General features: G+C 59.7%; 26 protein-coding genes. 10 read left to right on the top strand and 16 right to left on the bottom strand.

Going from position 1 to position 19,404, the window contains the following annotated elements; all coding sequences use genetic code 11:
* Positions 1-57 precede the first annotated feature (57 nt).
* The 3 genes from ACRZ94_RS18750 (at position 58) to ACRZ94_RS18740 (ending at position 2,856) form a co-directional block, all read left to right on the top strand.
* Positions 58-1,749, top strand: a complete 1,692-nt coding sequence (locus ACRZ94_RS18750; RefSeq protein ID WP_480656071.1) for an acyl-CoA dehydrogenase family protein — start codon at positions 58-60, stop codon at positions 1,747-1,749.
* 158 nt (positions 1,750-1,907) lie between these two features.
* Positions 1,908-2,453 (top strand): hypothetical protein, encoded by a 546-nt coding sequence (locus tag ACRZ94_RS18745; protein WP_480656069.1) that lies wholly within the window; start codon positions 1,908-1,910, stop codon positions 2,451-2,453.
* Between the two features lie 10 nt (positions 2,454-2,463).
* The gene (locus ACRZ94_RS18740; RefSeq protein WP_480656067.1) at positions 2,464-2,856 is read left to right on the top strand and encodes an META domain-containing protein; all 393 of its coding nucleotides are present in this window, start codon (positions 2,464-2,466) and stop codon (positions 2,854-2,856) included.
* On the opposite strand, the gene recO is transcribed toward ACRZ94_RS18740, so the two are convergent.
* From recO to era, 4 genes are all read right to left on the bottom strand, one after another.
* Entirely contained in the window at positions 2,840-3,565 is a 726-nt protein-coding gene (gene recO, locus ACRZ94_RS18735) for a DNA repair protein RecO (protein ID WP_480656065.1), read from the bottom strand. The genes ACRZ94_RS18740 and recO overlap by 17 nt on opposite strands.
* Before the next feature lie 105 nt (positions 3,566-3,670).
* On the bottom strand, positions 3,671-4,186 hold the full coding sequence (locus tag ACRZ94_RS18730; protein ID WP_480656063.1) for a hypothetical protein: 516 nt from the start codon (positions 4,184-4,186) through the stop codon (positions 3,671-3,673).
* Between the two features lie 149 nt (positions 4,187-4,335).
* The gene (locus ACRZ94_RS18725) at positions 4,336-4,665 is read right to left on the bottom strand and encodes a DUF1491 family protein (RefSeq protein ID WP_480656062.1); all 330 of its coding nucleotides are present in this window, start codon (positions 4,663-4,665) and stop codon (positions 4,336-4,338) included.
* 55 nt (positions 4,666-4,720) lie between these two features.
* Positions 4,721-5,629, bottom strand: a complete 909-nt coding sequence (gene era, locus ACRZ94_RS18720) for a GTPase Era (RefSeq protein ID WP_480656061.1) — start codon at positions 5,627-5,629, stop codon at positions 4,721-4,723.
* Positions 5,630-5,791: 162 nt separating this feature from the next.
* On the opposite strand from era, the gene ACRZ94_RS18715 reads away from it, so the two are divergent.
* Positions 5,792-7,168 carry a multicopper oxidase family protein gene (locus tag ACRZ94_RS18715; RefSeq protein ID WP_480798039.1) on the top strand — a complete coding sequence of 459 codons (1,377 nt, stop codon included), beginning with the start codon at positions 5,792-5,794 and terminating at the stop codon, positions 7,166-7,168.
* A 112-nt stretch (positions 7,169-7,280) separates the two neighbouring features.
* On the opposite strand, the gene rnc is transcribed toward ACRZ94_RS18715, so the two are convergent.
* The 9 genes from rnc to folK form a co-directional block, all read right to left on the bottom strand.
* A complete protein-coding gene (rnc, locus tag ACRZ94_RS18710) occupies positions 7,281-7,961 on the bottom strand; it encodes a ribonuclease III (protein WP_480798038.1) in 681 nt (226 codons plus the stop codon).
* A complete protein-coding gene (lepB, locus tag ACRZ94_RS18705) occupies positions 7,958-8,794 on the bottom strand; it encodes a signal peptidase I (RefSeq protein WP_480798037.1) in 837 nt (278 codons plus the stop codon). The genes rnc and lepB overlap by 4 nt, the downstream gene beginning before the upstream one ends.
* A 57-nt stretch (positions 8,795-8,851) precedes the next feature.
* A complete protein-coding gene (gene acpS, locus ACRZ94_RS18700; protein ID WP_480798036.1) occupies positions 8,852-9,271 on the bottom strand; it encodes a holo-ACP synthase in 420 nt (139 codons plus the stop codon).
* A gap of 4 nt (positions 9,272-9,275) precedes the next feature.
* Positions 9,276-9,710, bottom strand: a complete 435-nt coding sequence (locus ACRZ94_RS18695; RefSeq protein ID WP_480798035.1) for an ABZJ_00895 family protein — start codon at positions 9,708-9,710, stop codon at positions 9,276-9,278.
* Between the two features lie 27 nt (positions 9,711-9,737).
* Positions 9,738-10,484, bottom strand: coding sequence for a pyridoxine 5'-phosphate synthase (locus ACRZ94_RS18690; RefSeq protein ID WP_480798034.1), 747 nt, complete (start codon positions 10,482-10,484; stop codon positions 9,738-9,740).
* Positions 10,477-11,175, bottom strand: coding sequence for a DUF2062 domain-containing protein (locus ACRZ94_RS18685; RefSeq protein ID WP_480798033.1), 699 nt, complete (start codon positions 11,173-11,175; stop codon positions 10,477-10,479). Before ACRZ94_RS18685 ends, ACRZ94_RS18690 begins: the two co-directional genes overlap by 8 nt.
* Positions 11,176-11,191: 16 nt before the next feature.
* Positions 11,192-13,324 (bottom strand): RelA/SpoT family protein, encoded by a 2,133-nt coding sequence (locus ACRZ94_RS18680; RefSeq protein ID WP_480656047.1) that lies wholly within the window; start codon positions 13,322-13,324, stop codon positions 11,192-11,194.
* 25 nt (positions 13,325-13,349) lie between these two features.
* The gene (gene rpoZ / locus ACRZ94_RS18675; protein ID WP_170380450.1) at positions 13,350-13,703 is read right to left on the bottom strand and encodes a DNA-directed RNA polymerase subunit omega; all 354 of its coding nucleotides are present in this window, start codon (positions 13,701-13,703) and stop codon (positions 13,350-13,352) included.
* A 94-nt stretch (positions 13,704-13,797) separates the two neighbouring features.
* On the bottom strand, positions 13,798-14,367 hold the full coding sequence (gene folK, locus ACRZ94_RS18670) for a 2-amino-4-hydroxy-6-hydroxymethyldihydropteridine diphosphokinase (protein WP_480656044.1): 570 nt from the start codon (positions 14,365-14,367) through the stop codon (positions 13,798-13,800).
* Positions 14,368-14,507: 140 nt separating this feature from the next.
* Here folK and ACRZ94_RS18665 point away from each other — a divergent pair, with 140 nt between their 5' ends.
* The 6 genes from ACRZ94_RS18665 to ACRZ94_RS18640 all read left to right on the top strand — a co-directional run bounded on the left by ACRZ94_RS18665 (position 14,508) and on the right by ACRZ94_RS18640 (position 18,042).
* Positions 14,508-15,083 carry a LabA-like NYN domain-containing protein gene (locus ACRZ94_RS18665; protein WP_480656043.1) on the top strand — a complete coding sequence of 192 codons (576 nt, stop codon included), beginning with the start codon at positions 14,508-14,510 and terminating at the stop codon, positions 15,081-15,083.
* A 228-nt stretch (positions 15,084-15,311) separates the two neighbouring features.
* The gene (locus ACRZ94_RS18660) at positions 15,312-15,764 is read left to right on the top strand and encodes a DUF3429 domain-containing protein (RefSeq protein ID WP_480656117.1); all 453 of its coding nucleotides are present in this window, start codon (positions 15,312-15,314) and stop codon (positions 15,762-15,764) included.
* On the top strand, positions 15,761-16,345 hold the full coding sequence (locus ACRZ94_RS18655; RefSeq protein WP_480656041.1) for a class I SAM-dependent DNA methyltransferase: 585 nt from the start codon (positions 15,761-15,763) through the stop codon (positions 16,343-16,345). Before ACRZ94_RS18660 ends, ACRZ94_RS18655 begins: the two co-directional genes overlap by 4 nt.
* Positions 16,338-16,805: a ribonuclease HI gene (gene rnhA, locus ACRZ94_RS18650; protein WP_480656039.1), complete on the top strand. Its 468-nt coding sequence runs from the start codon at positions 16,338-16,340 to the stop codon at positions 16,803-16,805. Before ACRZ94_RS18655 ends, rnhA begins: the two co-directional genes overlap by 8 nt.
* A complete protein-coding gene (locus tag ACRZ94_RS18645; protein ID WP_480656037.1) occupies positions 16,802-17,425 on the top strand; it encodes a trimeric intracellular cation channel family protein in 624 nt (207 codons plus the stop codon). The genes rnhA and ACRZ94_RS18645 overlap by 4 nt, the downstream gene beginning before the upstream one ends.
* Positions 17,426-17,442: 17 nt before the next feature.
* Positions 17,443-18,042: a COG3904 family protein gene (locus ACRZ94_RS18640; protein ID WP_480656035.1), complete on the top strand. Its 600-nt coding sequence runs from the start codon at positions 17,443-17,445 to the stop codon at positions 18,040-18,042.
* Between the two features lie 2 nt (positions 18,043-18,044).
* On the opposite strand, the gene speB is transcribed toward ACRZ94_RS18640, so the two are convergent.
* The 3 genes from speB to ACRZ94_RS18625 form a co-directional block, all read right to left on the bottom strand.
* Complete coding sequence (gene speB / locus ACRZ94_RS18635; protein WP_480798032.1) at positions 18,045-18,866, bottom strand: agmatinase; 822 nt, start codon at positions 18,864-18,866, stop codon at positions 18,045-18,047.
* Between the two features lie 63 nt (positions 18,867-18,929).
* Positions 18,930-19,166, bottom strand: a complete 237-nt coding sequence (locus ACRZ94_RS18630; RefSeq protein WP_480656031.1) for a GlsB/YeaQ/YmgE family stress response membrane protein — start codon at positions 19,164-19,166, stop codon at positions 18,930-18,932.
* Between the two features lies 1 nt (position 19,167).
* Positions 19,168-19,404: a hypothetical protein gene (locus ACRZ94_RS18625; protein WP_170387214.1), complete on the bottom strand. Its 237-nt coding sequence runs from the start codon at positions 19,402-19,404 to the stop codon at positions 19,168-19,170.

Here is a 19,404-nt window from a genome sequence, read left to right as displayed (position 1 = left end):
GTTGCGCTGCACGTGCAGCATGATATGACCAGACGACAGCAAAGAAGGACTCGATTCATGGCCCATGACGGACAGGATATGACCCAGATGACCACATCCGCGATTTTGCCCGACCTTCTGGCACTGACCCGCGCGGCGCTGCCCGCAGTGGACAATGTGTTTGAACGTGCCCGGGCCTCCGTGCGCGAGATGGTCACCGCCGAAGGTCGTGTGTCCGGCGGATTGATCGAGGCGCACCAGACGGCTGCCCATGGCCTGGCATGGCTGGCAACCTACAATCAGTCTCTGCAACAGATGCAGCGATGGGCCGAGGCCTTGGAAAGCGATGGCAAGTTTGGTGAAATAGAACAGCTGCTGCATCAAATCGCGTTTGGCGAATACCTGTGGCAGGTCTATGGCGGCATCCAAATGAACCAGGGTGAAATCGTTCGCCTTCAGGATCTTGGCCTCAGCCAGGACGATATGCGCGCTTTGATGCTTCCCGAGGTGATGACCCTGACCCAAGGCGGTAACACTCAAGCCGCCCGCAGCCGTCTTGTGGAATTGATGGAGGATCAGGCCGGGGCCACCATGTTCGGGGCTTCCGGGCTGGACGAAGAGCTTGAGATGATCCGGGACCAGTTCCGCCGCTATGCGGTCGAAAAGGTCGAACCTCACGCTCATGAGTGGCACCTGAAGGATGAGCTGATCCCGATGGAGGTCATCGAGGAATTGGCCGAAATGGGTGTCTTTGGCCTGACCATCCCCGAAGAATTCGGCGGTTTCGGCCTGTCCAAAGCGTCGATGTGCGTGGTGTCCGAAGAACTCTCGCGCGGCTATATCGGCGTCGGTTCGCTGGGCACTCGGTCCGAAATCGCGGCCGAACTGATCATCGCAGGCGGCACGGATGAGCAAAAGGCCAACTGGCTGCCGAAACTGGCCAGCGCTGAAATCCTGCCCACCGCCGTGTTCACCGAACCCAACACCGGATCGGATCTGGGCAGCCTGCGCACCCGCGCGGTCAAGACTGCCGAGGGCGATTATGAGATCACCGGCAACAAGACATGGATCACCCATGCGGCGCGGACCCATGTGATGACCCTGCTGGCGCGAACCAACCCTGACAGCACCGACCACCGGGGCCTGTCGATGTTTCTGGCCGAAAAGACACCGGGAACGGATGAAGCTCCCTTCCCCACCCCCGGCATGACCGGCGGCGAGATCGAGGTTCTGGGCTATCGCGGCATGAAGGAATACGAACTGGGCTTTGATGGCTTCAAAGTCAAAGGCGAGAACCTTCTGGGCGGCGAAGAGGGCAAAGGCTTTAAACAGCTGATGGAGACGTTTGAGTCCGCCCGTATCCAGACCGCCGCCCGCGCCATCGGCGTGGCGCAAAGCGCGCTGGATATTGCCATGCAATACGCGCAGGATCGTAAGCAATTCGGCAAGTCCCTGATCAACTTCCCCCGCGTCTCGGGCAAGTTGGCGATGATGGCGGTCGAAATCATGATCGCGCGCCAGCTGACCTATTTCAGCGCGTGGGAGAAAGACCACGGCCAGCGCTGTGATCTTGAGGCCGGCATGGCCAAGCTGCTGGGCGCGCGTGTCGCCTGGGCGGCGGCCGACAATGGCCTGCAAATCCACGGCGGCAACGGCTTTGCGCTGGAATACAAGATCAGCCGTGTCCTGTGCGACGCGCGCATTCTCAACATTTTCGAAGGGGCTGCCGAAATTCAGGCACAGGTCATCGCACGACGTCTGCTCGGGTGACCGAATACGGCAGCTCTGTTTCCCCAACTGACCCGGCCTTCGTGCCGGGTCATTTTCTGTCTGGATCAGATGTGATCCGCCGAAAAGCAACTTCCCCTTTGATCACAGGCCGGAACAAGGTTACAGCAGCCAGCGTCCCTTAACCAATGGCATTCGGAATGATCAGACGACTACTCGCGCTTTGGGCGATCCTGACCCTTGTAGGCTGTGCGACAACGCAGGCCCCCGTCACTCAAAATGATGTGGACGATCTGGCACGGGCCATTCAATCCCTTGGCCCGAATGTCGATCCGGCCGAGGCCAAGCGGGCCGCTGAAATCTCTTATACCTACTCGCAGCAGCTCAAGCAGGACTGGAACGTCACCGACGCGGCCATTGTCCACAACGCCAAGATCATCAACGGATTTCGCGAGTTTGGCCTGTGCAATGACTGGGCGCAGGCCATGACCACGCGTCTGCGGCAAGAGGATTTTCGCACGCTGGATATGCACTGGGCCACCTCCCCTCCGACCGCGTTTCGGATTATCCATCATTCGGCCCTGATCAGCGCCAAGGGGGATTCGATGTATGACGGGATCATCCTTGATCCATGGCGCAACAGCGGCGATCTGTTCTGGGATGAGGTCCGCGAGGATACGCGATACAACTGGAGGCCCCGCAGCGAGGTACGCGAAGAACTGCTGAGCGGCGCGAACCCTTACTGAAATTGCTGTCATGACCCGATTTCTGCTGACCCTGCCCCTTCTGGCCCTGTTCCAATGCGACAGGGATGAAACCGTCGCGGCCTATGGCGCTGCGGATCAGGTCTGGACCCTGCAAGAGATTGACGGGCAAGCTTTCGAGGCCAGCGCCCAACTGCGTTTTCCACAAGAGGGCAGGATCGAGGGCAACGCCCCCTGCAACAGCTATAGCGGCAGCCTGAGCGCGCCGTATCCATGGTTCGAAATCACCGACCTGACCGCCACCCGCGCCGCCTGCGTGGGGCTTGAGGCCGAAGGGTTTTACTTTGCCGCCCTCATGTCCATGACCCAGTCCGAAGTCTCGGGCGACGTGCTGATCCTGCGCAATGAGGACGGGCACGAGATGGTGTTCACAGCCGCCGAGTGAATTGATCCAAAAACCGCGCCCGCGCCTCTGGCAACGGATTGTGACCCAGCGATGGCGCGACGCGGTGTTCCAGAAAGTACCCGGTCGTGCGCAAGGCCTCGGCGATCTCGGCATCTGGCGCTGCGCCCTCGCCGCGCAAACAAGGCGGCAGCGGCAAAAGCTTGTCCGCCCATTCGCCCGCACCCTTGGCGCTGACTGCGCGGCCCGTTCTGGGTGAGACATAGACCAACCCCTCGGTCGCGCCGGTCACTGCGCAGGCTGTCAGGTCCAGACCAAACCCCAGCTCTTCCAGCAGCGCCAACTCCCAGCGCAGATAGGCCAAAGGCCAGACCTCATCCTGCCCCAACAAGTCCATCAGTTGTTCGGACTGTTTGTAGATCGCCGGATGTGGCTCACGTTCAGGCAGACAAAAGGACAGCAGGGCAACCACCGCATTCAGCCCGGCCAACGCCAACCGCCCGGAAAAGGCCGCGGCCGCACGGGACCTGAGCGGCTCGACCTGAAATGTTCCGATATGTTCCTCAAGCCGCGCGCGCCAAAGCACGTCCAGTTGCGCGCCGGGCTGCAGGATCGGAGCGATCTTGCGACTTGTCCCTCCGCGCACCACACCTGCATGGCGACCATGGGCCTGGGTAAACACCTCAATGATCGCCGCCGTCTCACCATGACGGCGAGAGGTCAAAAGTATGCCGTGATCGCGCCAGTCCATGGCGGAGTATCCGTATCCTTTGGTTCGCTACATGGCCGCCGAGAGGCTTGCTATGTCAGCCCCTCCCGATATATCGGTCAACGTGGATACTTTCACAGTTCCACGTCAAAGTGCAGAGCATTTGGTTGTGACTTTTTCAGTGGGATCATAGAGCTCCAACCTACCGGACGTGAGCGTCCGAATTTCCGACATGGCCGACAGTCCCTGAAACGCTTCGATTAGGTTCTCAAACTCTTGACCCACTTCATCCGGCAGGTCCGACATCAACACCGTCTGCCCCAGCATTGTCAGATTAAGAACGCTTATCTTTTCGATTTCTTCAATAAGATAGTCGCCGTCAATTTCCCAGTTTCCAGACCCAATCATCTCGATTTCAACGTCGAGCCCAGCCTCGCTGGCGGAAATAACCAGATTCGCATTGGATTTGTGATTGCTCAAATATTGCAGAGTCAAAGATGCCAGTTCGGTCTCTCCACCGTCCGGAGATTCGACGGTTGAACGACAATCCCAACTCCCGACCAGCAAGCTGCTTTTGTCAGTTTGTTGCGCTTCACAACCGGCGAGAAGAAGATAGCTTACACATGCGGAGATCGGCGCCAAGGCCTTGATTGCGTTATTCATTTCAGTCCCAAATATGTGAATTTCCACATGATTTGGCTGACTGCTGAGTGTTATGCAATTTCATACAACAAGGGCTCTGGTTAAACAGTCGAGCCGTCACCGAGGCGCAACACCACGTCGTCTTTGAGACATTTTTTGGAGTTCAGATCTCACTCCAACCCTTCTTCCCCCAGCAGATGCCGTCCCTGTCGGTCCTCGACCTCGATCACCCAAAGGTCGGGGTCAAAGCTGCGCTGTTTGGTGACAGCGGCGTCGACATCACCCTCAGCGCCACTGGACAGCTCGACCCATTTGCGTTCTCCGCTCATCAGATCAAAACTGCGCTGAAAGGCAATCGCCTGACCGTCCAAAGTGTTCAACTTGATCAGCACCGCGCCGGCTGTGTCATCGCCATGGGCAACGACAAAAGCCGGGATTTCCTGAAAACGCAGCCGCGCCAGATAGGCATGCACCCAGAACTCTGCCGTCAGACGTGCCATTGAACCGCCCCATCCGCTGGGCGTAAGAATTTTCGACGAAAATTCTCGGCCCGCGTCATGCGTTGCCGTCTTTGAAATCCAGACCCATTTCCGAGTACCGTTCAGATTCCTCAAGCCAGTTGGGGCGGACTTTCACCTGCAGGAACAGGTGAATCTTCCGGTCAAGGAACTCTTCAAGCTCGGCCCTTGCGGCCTGACTAACTGCCTTGATCGTCTCACCCCGTTTGCCCAGAACGATCCCCTTGTGGCCGTCGCGCATGACGTAGATAACCTGATCGATTTTGGCCGAGCCATCCTTGCGCTCTTCCCAGTTCTCGGTCTCGACCGTCAGCTGATAGGGCAGTTCCTGATGCAGGCGCAGGGTCAGTTTCTCGCGCGTCATTTCGGCTGCGATCATGCGCAGGGGCAGATCGGCGATCTGGTCTTCGGGGTAGAGCCATGGGCCTGCGGGCAGCTCGCCCGCCAGCCAGGTGCGCAGATCGTCTACGCCATGGCCTTTTTCGGCTGAAATCATGAAGGTCTCAGCAAAAGAGTAACGCGCGTTCAGGTCACTGGTCAGCGCCAGCAGTTTCTCGGATGGCACTTTGTCGATCTTGTTGATCGCCAGCGCGATAGTGCGGCCCTGCCCGATCTCGTCCAGACCTTCCAGAATACGCTCGACACCTTCGGTTATGCCGCGGTGCGCCTCGACCATCAACACGACCACATCCGCATCCGCAGCCCCACCCCAGGCCGCCGCGACCATGGCACGGTCCAGACGGCGGCGCGGTTTGAACAGGCCGGGCGTGTCGACGAAGACCAGTTGCGCGTCGCCCTCCATCGCCACGCCACGAATACGCGCGCGCGTGGTTTGCACCTTATGCGTCACGATTGAGACCTTGGCCCCGACCATGCGGTTCAGAAGGGTGGATTTGCCTGCGTTGGGCTCTCCGATCAGGGCGATAAATCCGGCGCGTGTGGTCATGTATCCTGCGATCCTGTTTGCAAGTGCGCACCCCTATAGCAGAAAGGGCCTTTGGGCCAGAGGGATTTGTCGCATTGCGGCCATGCGTCGGCGATGCCACTTATGCGGCGCGCGCCCAGCCAGGCCGAGCCCGGTGCAGTTTTCCCGTTCATGAGGTTGGATATGAGACGTCGAGAGTTTCTTTTGGGTACTGCCGCCGCCACCGGCGCGGCAGGTCTGGGCGGTTTTGGGCTGGCAGCTGGAACGCAAGAGCTGGTGATACAACCGGCCAGCTACCTTCTGCGCGACCAGGTCACGAACGGCATGGTCAGCCTGTCGCCGGATGCGCCACCCCCGGTTCTTTATGGCAAGCAGGGTGAGGTCATGCGCCTCCCGGTGCGCAACACGCTGCCGGATTACACGGCCATGCATTGGCACGGGTTGCGCATTCCCAATAAAATGGACGGCGTGCCTTATCTGACGCAGATGCCCATGGGGCCGGACGAGGTATTCAACTATGAGTTCACGCCGCCGGATGCGGGGACCTATTGGTATCATCCCCATTGCATGACGATGGAGCAGATGGCCCACGGCCTGACCGGTGTGATGGTGATTGCCGAGGCCGAGGACCCTGGTTTCGACAGTGACCAAGTGGTCAACCTGCGGGATTTCCGACTGGATGATGACGGGGCTTTCCTGCCCGCCTATACGGCCCGCGGGGCTGCGCGGGCGGGGACATTCGGCAATGTGCAGACCGCGAACTGGCAGCACAGCCCAGTTTATGACCATGCCTCGGGCAGTCTGGTGCGGCTGCGCGTGGTGAACACGGATACGACCCGGATTTACAAAGTACATCTAGCTGGTGCAGAGGCGCGGGTTATCGCCTGGGATGGCCATCCGGTCGAGATTGACATCCCCCTGCCCAAAGCCGATGAGCCTATGCTGATGGGACCCGGTCAAAGGGTGGATTTTGCTGTCAGGATGCCCGGTGATGAAGGGCAGATGGTCAACCTCATGGCCAAGTTTCCCGGTCAGCCGCCGCGCGCCGTGACCCGCTTGCGAGCGATGGGGGCATCTGCATCGCGCGATTTGCGCGAGCTGCGGGCTTTGGCAGCAAATCCGACAGCAAAACCCGATCTGGCCAATGCCGAACTGCATGAGTTTGTGTTCGGCTGGACGCCCGAAGGGGGTGAGCCGGTGAACGGGTTCTGTGGGTCTTTGGGTTATAACTTCTGGTCCATCAACCGCACGCCATGGCCCGGCGACGCAGCACCGGGGGTTGGGCCGCTGGCGACGCTGGAAATGGGCAAGAGCTATGTTCTGCGATTGCGTAACGAGTCGCCCAATCTGCATCCCATTCACTTGCATGGATTGGTGTACACGCCACTGAGTTCGAACCTGCGTGTTCTGCCTCCGCTTTTGACGGACACAATGTTGCTGTTGAAAGATGAGATTGTGGACATTGCGCTGGTCGCGGACAATCCGGGCGATTGGGCGTTTCATTGTCACGTGATTGAGCATCAGAAAACCGGTCTGACCGGGTTTATCCGGGTGGTCTGAATGTCGAATTGGCTGTGCCAATCCGACCGGTGAGGGGGCCAGCCCCCTCGCCCGGATTTCATCCGGGCTCACCCCCGGGATATTTTTGGCCAGATGAAGGGATCCCCGGCGGCTATTTCTGCAGGCTTTCAAGCAGGGCCTTGGCGGCAGCCTGCTCGGCCTGACGTTTGGAGCCTGCGGTGGCCTGAGCCTCGGGGCCGTTTTGCAGCCGTGCGGCGATGGTGAAGACCGGGGCGTGGTCCGGGCCGCTGCGCTTGACCTCGACATAGCTGGGCGGTTTTTGGCCGCGGGCCTGCGCCCATTCCTGCAATGCGGTTTTGGCGTCGCGGGCATCAGCCTCGACCGTGTAAATGCGGTCACCCCAGAGCGCCAGGATCACGTCGCGGGCGGCCTCGAACCCGGCATCGCGGTAAATGGCGGCGATCACAGCCTCCATCGCGTCGCCCAGCAGGGCCTGTTTGCGACGTCCGCCCGACAGCATTTCGGACCGACCTAGTTTCAGCACCGCGCCCAGATCGATCTGACGGGCAACGTCGGCGCAGGCCTCTTTGCGCACCAGCGCGTTGAACCGGGGGGCCAGTTGGCCTTCGCTTGCGGTTTTATCCGCCTCAAGCAGTGCGGTTGCCATGACAAGGCCAAGCACGCGGTCGCCCAAAAACTCCAACCGTTGGTTGTCGGGTCGCGTTGCCGAGGACACAGAGCCATGCGTCAGGGCGCGCACCAGAAGTTCGGAGGATTTGAACTCATACCCCAGACGCTGTTGGAACGCTTTTATGTCAGCCGATAGCTTCAATTGACCGCCTTGAAGAAGCGATCACCCCGCCAGGTCCAGAAGAACAACATCGAACGGCCCGCAGAAGAGAACATGATCCGGTCCGCCCGTCCGATGAGGTTTTCATAAGGCACATACCCCACGCCACCGGCAGATTGCGACGCGCGGCTGTCCAAGGAATTGTCGCGGTTGTCACCCATGAAGAAATAGTGACCTTCGGGCACGGTATAAATGCCTGTATTGTCCGCGCTCTGGTTGCCGATATTGAGGACATCGTAGGTCACACCATTGGGCAGGGTTTCGATGGATCGGGATTTCTCGCACATACCACCGATCCCCACAGGCCCGTTTTCACAGCGCGGGCGAAGGCGCTGAGGCCCTTGCGGTTCAGCCGTTTCGATAAAGACACCATCGGGTTGCTGCGGGACGGGCGTGCCGTTCAGGATGATCTGGCCATCGCGGATCTGGACACGATCCCCCGGCAGACCGATCAGGCGTTTGATATAGTCGCGGCCTGTGACTGGATGGCGAAAGACGATGACATCCCCGCGGTCGGGCTCCCCCCCCCAGATACGGGTGTTGTCGCCCTTCATCCAGCCGCACACATCCTCGGCATCGATGTTCAGACCGACGCTGGGAATGATCAAGCTTGGACAAGAGGCATAGGAGTAGCCATAGGCCATCTTGTTGACGAACAGGAAATCCCCGATCAGCAGGGTCTGTTTCATTGAACCTGAGGGAATCCAGAAGGGCTGAAAGAACAGAGTGCGGAAAACGCCTGCGATCAGCAGGGCGTAGACGATAGTTTTGATCGTCTCCCAAACGGGATTTCCGGTTTTCACGTCCTCGGCCATACTGCTCTCCGGTCCTTGGGTTGTTGGGGTGCTACATGCGGGTCGGCTGGGGGCAAGTCAAGGCTGAGCGGCGTGATCTTGAACGGGCCGCGCCTCGATCACCACAAAAGCCTGCGCCCAGGGGTGGTCGTCGGTCAAGGTGACGTGGATGATCGCCTCATGCCCCTCGGGCGTCATCTCTTTCAGGCGTTCAGCGGCCCAGCCGGTGACATGCATCACAGGCTGGCCGGTGCGCAGATTGGTGACGGCCATGTCTTTCCATGCGATGCCCATCCGCAGACCGGTGCCCAACGCCTTGGAACACGCCTCTTTCGCGGCCCAGCGCTTGGCGTAGGTGCCCGCGGTATCGTGGCGGCGTTCGGCCTTGCGCTGTTCGATCTCGGTGAAAACGCGGTTCCGAAAGCGGTCACCAAACCGGTCGAGCGTGCCCTGAATGCGTTCGATATTCGCGAGGTCTGTACCGATGCCGAGGATCATGGTATTATCCGCGCTTGCGTGCCATTTGTTTCAATTGGTTGTTTGCCCCAAGCCAGACAAATACCCGACACGTCAGCAAGGCTATGCCGTACAAAACAACAACTGCAATCAGCATAAACACGGGAGAGATTTGGGCCAACATGTCCCATGCGCCGGTCAAGACAACGAAGTAAACGATGGCCAGGACCAATGACCAGACCATCCCGATCAGCGCCATGAACCTTGCCGCTTTCCACATCTCGGACGGGGTTGGCTTTTCTCCGAAGTCTTTCACATAGCGCTGCCCCTCGACCATCGCGGCGATCATGAAAGGGATCATACCCGCGCCCGAGCTTGAGAGATCGACTTTCAGAAGCAACTGAACGACAAAAATCGCAAGTGGTATGACCAGGCTTGTTCCTACAAAGACCAGCGAAAACCGGACAAGACGAGAATTCATTTCAATTTCCTTATATTTTGAAATGCGTTATCCGCGCACCCCATCCATCAGCCGGCGCATCTCGGCAATGGCGGGGGTGAGGCCGCGAAAGATCGCCTCACCGATCAGAAAGTGGCCAATGTTCAGTTCACGCACTTCGGGGAAGGCGGCGATGGGCTGCACAGTGTCATAGGTCAGGCCGTGACCCGCATGCACCTCAAGTCCCAGTGAATGGGCAAAAGCGGACATCTCGCGCAGGGCTTCCAACTCGCGCTTGGCCTCGTCCATATGACCTTCGGCATGGGCGTCGCAATAGGCGCCGGTGTGCAGCTCGATCACTTCGGCGCCAATGCGATGGGCGGCTTCGATCTGGCGCTGATCGGCGGCGATAAAGATCGACACGCGGCATCCGGCCTCGCGCAGCGGTGCAATATAGTGCGCCAATTTGTTTTCTTCACGCGCGACCTCAAGCCCGCCTTCGGTTGTGCGTTCCTCGCGCTTTTCCGGGACGATGCACACCGCATGCGGTTTGTGGCGCAGGGCGATCTGCTGCATCTCGGGCGTGGCGGCCATCTCAAAGTTCAGCGGGACCGACAGGACCTCCATCAGGCCATCAATATCGGCGTCCGAGATATGGCGGCGGTCTTCGCGCAAATGGGCGGTGATGCCATCGGCCCCGGCCTCTTCGGCCAGTTTGGCGGCGCGCAGGGGGTCAGGATAGGCCCCGCCGCGTGCGTTGCGCACCGTGGCAACATGATCGATATTCACGCCCAGACGCAGATGAGTGTCAGACATCACTTGTTTCCTTTTTCGGGCTCTGATCCGAGCCGACGGGAGGCGGCGGAGGCCCGGCGGCCTCAGCTTCGGCCATCCGCCTGATTTCGTCGAATTTCGCTTTGATCTTGGCACGGCGCCTTTGCTGATAGGTCCGCACCACAGGCAGGCTGAGATAATAGCAAATGAAGGCCGCCAGAAGGCCCGGCAGGATGCCCCCGATCAGATAGGGAAAAAACACCTCATCATAAAACACGCTGAGGCCGCGCCAGTCGGCCACGCGGTCGGTGAACATCGCCATGAAGTTGTTCTTCAGATCGCTGAGCGCCTTGCCAAAGCTTGCCATCAGCCCGTGGGTTTCACCCTCTTCAAAGTCATCGCCCAGCAAGAAATGCCCGGTCTGCAAACAGACGACCCCAATCGGAACATAGGTCAGAGGGTTGCCAAAGAACGTCCCGCTGAGCGAGGCCAGCAGGTTGCCATTGATCAGACGGCTGAGCAGCGCGGCAATGAAAAAGTGAAAGCCGTAGAACGGTGTAAAGGCCGCAAACACCCCGGCCCCAACGCCACGCGCGATACGTTCAGGCGAATCCGGCAGGCGCCGGATGCGATGTTTGACATAATGAAAGGCGCGGGTCCATCCGCCGCGCGGATAGACAAATTCCGAGGCGATCTGAATGGGCGAGCGTCGATCTCGGCGCTTGAATACCACTCCTGATCACCCCTTCTCAGCCAGCCGCCACAGCGGTTTTTTCCCGATCCCGATGCCGTTCGACCGCGGCAACGTCGCTTTCCGCCTCAAGCATCAGCATAAGCGAATGCAGCTGTTCAAGGTCGCGTAGCTCGACAGTGATCAGAAGACGGTAAAAATCCGGTTTGCGGTCCACGAATTCCAGGTTCGAGATATTGGCCTTTTTCTCACCGATCAATGTGCAAATACGCCCCAACACCCCGGCGTCGTTGCCGATGGTCAGGTCAAGCGTCACGCCATAGGCGGCCGGGTGCGTGCCCGAATGCCAGTGCAGATCGACCCAGCGGTCCGGTTCGCTTTCGTATTCCGACAGGCGGTCGCAATCGATGGCATGCACGATAACGCCCCGGCCCCGAAAAGTGATGCCGACGATACGCTCGCCCGGCAGGGGCTGACAGCACGGCGCACGGTCAAATTTCTGACCCGGCTCCAGACCGATCACGGCCCGGCGCGGGGAAATCGCGTCACCTTCGTCCTGTGTCAATTCCGGGTAGACCGCGCTGACCACATCATGCGCGGTCAGCTCGGCGCTGCCGAGACGGGCCAGCAGCTCGTGCCGGTCCTTCAGTCGCAGGTGTTTGGCCGCCGTGTCCAGCGCCTTGTCGGTGGCCTTGCGGCCCACGTGATCAAACCCTGAGCGCGCCAGCTCTTTGCCCAGTTTGATGAATCTTTCACGATCCACTTCACGCAGCGCCCGCCGGATCGCGGTTCGGGCCTTACCGGTCACCGCAATCTCAAGCCAGGTGACCTGCGGGGTCTGGCCGTCGGCAGTGATCACATCCACCGATTGACCGTTCTTGATTCGGGTCCACAGCGGCACGCGGATGCCATCGACCTTGGCCCCGACACAGGCATGGCCGATCCGGGTGTGGATGGCATAAGCAAAGTCGATCGGCGTCGCCCCGCGCGGCAGTTTCACCACATCACCCTTAGGCGTAAAGCAGAACACCTGGTCCGAATACATCTCAAGCTTGACAGCTTCGAGGAAGTCCTCGTGATCCTCTTCGCTGTCGAACTGTTCAGTCAGGTTGGAAATCCACTTGGCCGGGTCCACCGCAAAGGGGTTTTCAGACCGCACACCATCGCGATAGGACCAATGCGCCGCCACACCGGTTTCGGCCACGTCATGCATCTGGCGCGTCCGAATCTGAACCTCAACCCGCTTGCCATCGCGCCCGGACACGGTGGTCTGGATCGAGCGGTAGCCGTTGGATTTCGGCTGGCTGATGTAATCCTTGAACCGACCCGGTACCGCGCGCCAACGCTGGTGAATCGCGCCCAGCGTCCGATAGCAGTCTTCCTCGGTCTGGGTGATGATGCGAAAGCCGTAAATGTCAGAAAGGCGCGAAAAGCCCTGATCCTTGGCCTGCATCTTGCGCCAGATCGAGTAAGGCTTTTTGGCGCGCCCGAACACCTCGGCCTCGATCCCTGCCTTCTCAAGCTCAAAACGCATGTCGCCAGTGATGCGGTGGATCACATCGCCGGTTTCGCGTTGCAGAGTGATAAAGCGCCGGATGATCGATTGACGACCTTCGGGGTTAAGCACGCGAAAGGCCAGATCCTCCAGCTCTTCGCGCATCCATTGCATACCCATACGGCCCGCAAGCGGCGCATAGATGTCCATCGTCTCACGCGCTTTGACCACTTGTTTTTCGGGGCGCATCGCCTTGATCGTGCGCATGTTGTGCAGACGGTCGGCCAGCTTGACCAGAATGACGCGCAGGTCCTTGGACATGGCCATGAACAGCTTGCGAAAGTTTTCAGCCTGTTTGGTTTCGCGGCTGGACAGCTGCAGATTGGTCAGCTTGGTAACGCCATCCACCAGCTTGGCCACCTCATCCCCGAACAACTCGGCCACCTTGCCGTAGTTGGCTTTGGTGTCCTCAATGGTGTCATGCAGCAGCGCGGTGATAATTGTCGCGTCATCCAGACGCTGTTCGGTCAGGATGGCGGCTACTGCGACGGGATGGGTAAAATAAGGTTCGCCGGAATGGCGGAACTGGCCTTCGTGCATCTGCTTCCCAAACTCATAGGCCTGGGTGATGCGCTCGGCATTTGTCTTGGGGTTGTAGTTGCGGACCAGCGCAATCAGGTCTTCAGCAGAAATCATCCGGTCCGCACCTTATAAGCTTGGGTTACCCCTGGCCTTGCGCCTCCATCAGAGCGCGCAGCAGCTTTTCTTCGGACATGTCGTCCTCAGCCGGCTTGTCCGATTCCGCGCCCATCAGCAGAGCCATCTGATCTTCTTCCGGCTCATCGACTTCGATCTGGGTCTGGTTCGCTTCGATCAGACGCTCGCGCAGTTCATCGGCACTTTGGGTCTCATCCGCGATTTCGCGCAGCGATACGACAGGGTTCTTGTCGTTGTCGCGGTCCACGGTGATCGGGCCACCGGCAGAAATCTCACGCGCACGATGGGCGGCAAGCATCACCAGTTCAAACCGGTTCGGAACCTTGTCTACGCAATCTTCAACCGTCACGCGGGCCATGGGGCGCTCTCCGTTACTGAATCCATGTCAGGAAGACGTTTATCTAAGCGCGAATCCCCGCCTTGACAAGCAGGAAATGCCGCAAGTGCACCATTCACAGAGGGGTCACGCCCTCAATATCCGCAGCAGGCAGCGCAGCCAGCATCTCAGAGACTGTGCGCCCCAGGACCGGATGCCGCCAATCGGGGGCAACATCGGCCATCGGCACCAGGACAAAGGCCCGATCCTGCAAACGGGGATGCGGCAGGATCAACTGATCGGGTGTCTCTTGTGTCTGGGCCTCGGGCGGCAGTGTCAGCCATTGATCAAACACGGTACGGTCCGGCAGGATCAGATCATCGTAACAGACCAAATCCAGATCCAGGGTACGCATCCCCCAGCGCTGAACCCGCTCGCGCCCGAATTCGTGTTCAACCTGATGCAACACCCCCAGCAGCGCGACCGGGGTCAGGTCTGTCTGGATCAAAGCGGCCGCATTGACGTAGTCCGGCCCGGCACCGGGCGGGAAACACGGGGTCTCAAAAAAGCGGCTGACGGCGCGAATCACCACCCCCTGACGCGTTATCGCATCAAGAGCCGCCTGAAGTGTCACCCTGGGCCCAACGCCTCTCAGACTGAGATTTGCGCCCAGTGCAATCACCGCTTCTGACGAAAAATTGCTCATGAAACTCCCTATATTCGGCGAATTGCATGCTTGCGATATGCATCGAATGCCCTAATTATACGCATATCAGCGCGCTGCATTATTACTAGCTCACTCACCTATCACCCGGCGTCGCTGGTTTGTACCGGAAGGAACTATTTATGTTTTATAAAGACGAACGGCTAGCGCTGTTCATCGACGGCTCGAATCTTTATGCGGCCGCAAAAGCACTGGGGTTTGATATCGACTACAAATTGCTGCGCCAGGAATTCATGCGCCGCGGCAAAATGCTTCGTGCTTTTTACTACACAGCGCTTCTGGAGAACGACGAGTATTCGCCGATCCGTCCCCTGGTTGACTGGCTGCATTACAATGGCTTCACCATGGTGACAAAACCGGCCAAGGAATACACCGACAGCATGGGGCGTCGGAAAGTCAAAGGAAACATGGATATCGAACTGACAGTCGATGCCATGGAACTCGCACCGCGCGTTGATCATATCGTGCTGTTTTCGGGCGATGGGGATTTCCGTCCGTTGATTGCCAGCCTGCAGCGTCAGGGCGTGCGCGTGTCGGTCGTGTCGACCATCCGCAGCCAGCCGCCGATGATCTCGGACGAACTGCGCCGCCAGGCCGACAACTTCATCGAACTGGAAGACCTGCGCGACGTCATCGGACGCCCGCCGCGCGAAATGCCGATGGAGCCGCGCAACGTTGCAGCTGCCGGTGGACAATAAACCCCGAACCACTCACCAAATCGGGGAAGAAAACAGGCGCGGCCGGACATCAAAGTTCTGACCGCGCCTTTTTTAACTAAGAATAGGTACTAAAAACACCTCTTGTCTAGCGCTGATTCATGTCAGGCAAATGACAAGGAGGCGTCTGGACCAAGGCGGTCAAAAGACGTAGCTGTGTCTCATGAAGGCCACTGCATTCCCAACACCCTGCGTACCGGGGCACCCCGTATGAGCGGCGTGCCCAGAACCCCTCTTATCCTCGGTCTGGCCGGGCTGATCCCCTTTATCTGGGGCGCGCTGACCTACCTGAACGATGACCTGCACGCATGGGGCACGCAGACGTTCGGCGCGCGTATGGTGGGGCCTTATGTGCAGCTTTTCTATGGGTCGGTGATCCTGAGCTTCATGTCGGGGGTGCTGTGGGGCTTTGCCACCAAAACCTCGGGCAGCAAGGCGGCGGTCTGCTACGGTCTGTCCGTTCTGCCCGCCCTCTGGGCGTTCTTCAAAACCGGAGGCGGCCCGGTCAGCGCAGGCACATATCTGATGTACGGCTTTGCCGGTTTGCTGGTTCTGGATGCCCTGTTTGCCTATTGGCGTTTGACCCCCACATGGTGGCTGCGCCTGCGCGTAACCCTGACTGCCGTCGTCGTGGCCTGTCTTGCCGTAGGAGTGTACCTGTGACCGATAAACGAACAATCGACGCGTACTCCACCCGCGTGACCGAATACCTGCAGGTCCCCTTGCCTCCCGAACAGATCGAGGCGCGCTTGGCCTTCGCCGAGGCTGTTGGGACGGGCTATGTCCTTGATCTGGGCTCGGGGCCCGGTTCCGACAGTGCCTTTCTGATGCGCCAGGGGCTGCGCGTGCGCGCATTGGACGCCACCCCAGCCTTTGTCGAACACGCGCGGGAAAACGGCGTCGACGCACATCTGGGCACCTTCGACGACGTGACCGAAGAGGCCGAATATGATGGCGTCTATGCCAGCTTTTCCCTGCTGCATGCCCCGCGCGCCGATTTTCCGCGCCACCTGGCCACCATCCATCGCGCGCTGAAACCCGGCGGCATCTTTTTTCTGGGCCTGAAGCTGGGCACGGGCGAACATCGCGACGATCTGGACCGCTATTACACCTATTTCTCTCAGACCGAGATCGAAGCGGCGCTGGAACAGGCAGGCTTTACCGTCAATCAGATCACCACGGGTGTGGGCTCGGGTCTGGCCGGGTCTTACGACGGCTTCATTCTGGTGCTGGCCCATGCCTGAGCTTTTTGCCTATACCGACGGCGCCTGTTCCGGCAATCCCGGCCCCGGAGGCTGGGGCGTGCTGTTGCGCGCGATGGACGGCGACACCGTTCTGAAAGAGCGCAAGCTCAAGGGCGGCGAGGCCGAGACCACCAATAACCGCATGGAATTGCTGGCCGCGATCAGCGCGCTTGAGACGTTAGAGCGCGCCTCAACCATCACTGTGGTCACCGACAGTGCCTATGTGAAAAACGGCGTGACCGGCTGGATTTTCGGGTGGAAGCGGAACGGCTGGAAGACCTCGAATAAGAAACCGGTCAAGAATGTCGATCTGTGGCAGCGGCTGGACGAGGCGCAAACCCGCCATGATGTGACATGGGAATGGGTCAAAGGCCATGCCGGGCATCCCGAAAACGAAAAGGCCGATGAGCTGGCCCGCGCCGGCATGGCCCCGTTCAAGCCGCAAAAGGCGCAGTCGTGACCTGGCTTGCCCTGCTGGACTATGCCTCGGTTTTCGTCTTCGCGCTGACGGGTGCGCTGGTGGCCAGCCGGGCACAGCTTGATCTGGTGGGGTTTGCCTTCATCGCCAGCCTGACCGCTGTTGGCGGCGGCACGGTGCGCGACCTGTTGCTGGACCGGCACCCCATTTTCTGGGTCGGACAACCCGATTACATCCTGATCGCGGTCGCCGCGTCCGTGCTGGTCTTTTTCACCGCCCATCGGGTTGAAAGCAGATATAACTGGCTGATCTGGCTGGACAGTTTCGCCCTGTCCATTGCCGTCGCCGCAGGCACTGCCGCTGCCCTGTCCCTTGGCAAACCCGGCGTCGTTGTCGTGTTGATGGGAATTTCCACCGGGTGTCTGGGCGGCTTGATGCGCGATGTGGTCTGCAATGAGGTGCCTTTGGTCCTGAAGCAAGGTGAGCTTTATGTCTCCTGCGCCTTTGCCGGTGCACTTGGGGCCGTGGCCTTAAACCGCTTTGGCTTTGAACCCATTGTGGCCTTGGCTGCCTGCGCCCTGATCTGCTGGGCCTTGCGGGCCGGATCGCTGTTGTTTGGCTGGAAACTGCCCGTCTACAAAAGCCGTCCGCCGCGCGTTTGAAAAGGAAACCCTTTTCCATGAAACGATCCGTTTACGTATTGCTTGGTCTCACGCTGCTGGGTGCCTGTGGCACGCAAGACGACCCGGTGCAATTCGTGGCGCAAGGGGACGAAATCGTAGCCGTCGGCACCATCGACCACACCACGCTCAGCGCGTTTCAGGACATCACGCGGGAAAATCCGCAGATCAAAACGCTGGTGCTGCAGAATATCGAAGGCTCGATTGACGACGATTCCAATGTCATCTTCTCGCGCGTTGTACGTGAGCTGGGGTTCGACACTGTTGTGCCCTCGGACGGGTTGGTGGCTTCGGGCGGGACGGACCTGTTTCTGGCGGGCAACCGGCGCGTTCTGGAACAGGGGGCTTGTGTCGGCGTCCACAGCTGGGGCGGCTGGAACATCGTGGCGACTGAAATCCCCCAAGACGACCCCGAGCATGACCGGTATCTGGATTACTACGCGGATATTGGCGTGGATGAGGCGTTTTACTGGTACACGCTTGACGCCGCCCCCGCCGAGGGCATGCACTGGATGACAGCGGCCGAGGCGGATCAATATGACCTGAGCACAACCCGGTCACCGCGCCTTGGCGCGCCTGCACTCTGCGATGCGCGCTGAGCTCAGCGCGCCAACAACCGCCCGCCGATTTCCTTGACGAATTTCGCCGCCACCATCGCGGTCATCCCGTAGGGATCGCGATGGGGGTTCAGCTCGACAATATCCGCGCCGACCAGCTGACCCTTGAACCGGTGGATCAGGTTGATCACTTCGCGCGTGCTCAGCCCGCCGGGTTCGTGATGCGACACGCCGGGCGCAAAGGCCGGGTCCAGCGCGTCCAGATCCAGCGACAGGTACACCGGCCCGTCAAAGCTGATCTCAAGGTCGGGGCTCCAGCTTTGCATATCGATCACCTCGACCCCGAACTTGTCAGCCTGCTCTTGCTGGTGCTTGTTCATGGTGCGGATGCCGACCTGAACCAGACGGTTGATCCGGCAGGTCTCCATCACCCGTGCGAACGGGCAACCATGGCCCAGCGGACCGATCTGCTGGCTGTCATAGAGGTCGGGATGCGAGTCGATATGCAGGATGTTCAACCCCTCATACCGCTCTGCATGCGCCTTGATCAGCGGATACGCGACCGAGTGATCACCCCCCAGCGACAACAGCCGCGCGCCGGTGGCGATACGGGCCGCAGCCCCGGCTTCGATCCGGTCGATGGGTTCCTGTCCCATCATCTCGAACACATCCAGATCGCCGGTATCCTTGAAACGATCCGTCGCCCCCAGATCGGTGCCATCCTCGGCGGTCAGGTTCGCGGCCCCCGAATGCAGCGCCTCGCGGATGCGGCCCGGCGCAAAGGCGGGCCCTTGCAGGAAGGATGAGTGCAAATCCAGCGGCACCCCCATCAGGGCAACGTCACCGGGGTTCAGATCGTCGGACATGGTATTTCCTTGGGGTTTTGTGTTCCGGCGATCTGGCCGGGAAACCGCACAAACGTCAAGCGCTTAGCGCCGCAGATATGTCTGCCAAATCCAGATCACCAAAAGCGCGCCCAGTACGGCGCCCACAAAACCCGACAGCCAGCCGGCCACCGTGATCAAGGCCCGCAACAGAAACCCGCCAACCAACGCCCCCACGATACCGATCAGCATGGTGGTTGGAATGTCCGCCTCAATCCGCATCAGCCGCGTGGCCAGAAATCCGGCGGCGGCTCCGATCACGATCAGGGCAAGGACGGGCACGCTATTTCCTCCAGTGAGTCGGTACGATGATCAGCGCACCGATGGATGACAGCACCGCATTCAGGCCCGGAGGGCCAAAGCTGATGCCGAACATGATGCGGACAAAGTAGAACAGGAACGCGCCGCCCACGCAAATGATGATCGAGGGCAGATAGCCGTTATGGGTAAAGCCCGTCTTTTCGGACAGATAGCCTACGATACCGGCAATCACGACTGTTCCCATCAGAACCATGAACAT

The sequence above is a fragment of the Ruegeria sp. CH10 genome (assembly GCF_056537125.1).
The sequence above is the reverse complement of the archived record's forward strand: the minus strand, read 5'-3'. Positions and strand labels throughout refer to the sequence as shown.